General features: G+C 45.5%; 1 protein-coding gene. It reads left to right on the forward strand.

Going from position 1 to position 1,579, the window contains the following annotated elements:
• Window positions 1-279 precede the first annotated feature (279 nt).
• A complete protein-coding gene (locus AXF17_RS06230) occupies window positions 280-1,452 on the forward strand; it encodes an IS110 family RNA-guided transposase (RefSeq protein ID WP_094234066.1) in 1,173 nt (390 codons plus the stop codon).
• Window positions 1,453-1,579 lie beyond the last annotated feature (127 nt).

Raw genomic sequence — 1,579 nt, forward strand, 5'->3', positions numbered from 1 at the left:
ACAGGGCATAGCCGGTGGTTTATTGATTCACCTCGTATTATAGTGTCATAGCCTTTTCTTTACCTTTTCTACAGGTTAGGCTATGCTGTTGAAGATGCTGTGGATTGGTTTTTTTCACCTACCGCATAGACGGTTTTAGTGAGGATCCAACCACAGCCTCTCTGTCTCATTGTTAATCAGTTAGATACCGCATGACGGTTTATGTAGAACGAGGTTACATCCGGCAGAGAGCCCTGTGGATCGACAGCAGCATCAATATACTTTAAGGAGAATCTGATTATGATCTATGTTGGCATTGATATCGCCAAGGATAAGCACGACTGCTGTATCCTCGGCTCTGATGGGGAGATCCTGTTCTCTCCGTTCACCATCCGGAACTCGCTACGGGGATTCGACGAGCTTTATGAGAAGATCTGGTCGTTGACTTCAGACCTGACAGAAATAAAAGTAGGTCTTGAAGCTACCGGACACTATCATCTCAACCTTCTGCGCTCGCTCCTTGATAACGGCCTAGCCAGCTTTGTTATCAACCCGTTACATACAACTCTTTACAGAAAAGGTCAAAGCCTTAGAAAGACGAAAACGGATAAAGTCGATGCTGCTTCGATTGCTATGATGCTGCTTACCGATAGGACACTCAAGCCCTACTCGGACACATCATATCACAACGAAGAACTGAAGTCTCTCACAAGATACCGTTTTGACAAAGTTCAGGAACGTGCTAAGCTGAAAACATCCGTCTCCAGGCTCGTCAGTATCCTCTTCCCTGAACTGGAACCACTCGTCCCAACACTTCATATGACTTCCGTCTATGCCCTGCTCTCTGAATTTCCCGGCGCTTCTTTTGTCGCCGCCGCTCATCTGACTCGTTTGAAGCATCTTCTTCACGATGCTTCAAACGGTCGCTATGGCAGAGATATGGCGATCTCTATTCGAGAGGCTGCATCTTCATCTATCGGATCGGTTCTGCCTGCGAAGTCTCTGGAACTGAAGCATACGATCCGTCTCATTGAAGTCTTGTCTGCAGAAATCGATGAGATCGAGACTGCCATCAATGCCATCATGGATGTTCTGGATTCCCCGATCACTACGATTCCGGGAATCAAAAACCGGATGGGCGCTATGATTCTTGCGGAAATCGGTGACTTCTCCCGTTTTGATAATCCGGATCAGATCCTGGCTTATGCAGGTCTTTCTCCAACCACTTATCAATCAGGTCAGATGACGTCTTCCTATGCCCACATGGAAAAGCGCGGTTCACGATATTTGCGGTATGCACTGTTCAATGCAACTAAATACGTTTGTATGTGGGATCCAATCTTTAAGGCTTATTTGGCCAAGAAACGAGCTGAAGGCAAGCACTACTATGTCGCAATTTCACACGCATGTAAGAAACTTGTCCGCGTAATCTACAGCCTTCAGATGTCTAGAGAATCTTATCGAATCTCTTAAATAAGTCTCTTTCACTTTTCTGTACGAGCACCCTAACGGATGCTCTGTTTGTCATGCAGTTTTCAAGGTACTAATCTATCTGAACGAATTTCTTCGATTCAGGCTTGACTTTTAATAGTTAGTCTCA

It is taken from the genome of Mogibacterium pumilum (assembly GCF_002243385.1).
GTDB lineage: Bacteria > Bacillota > Clostridia > Peptostreptococcales > Anaerovoracaceae > Mogibacterium > Mogibacterium pumilum.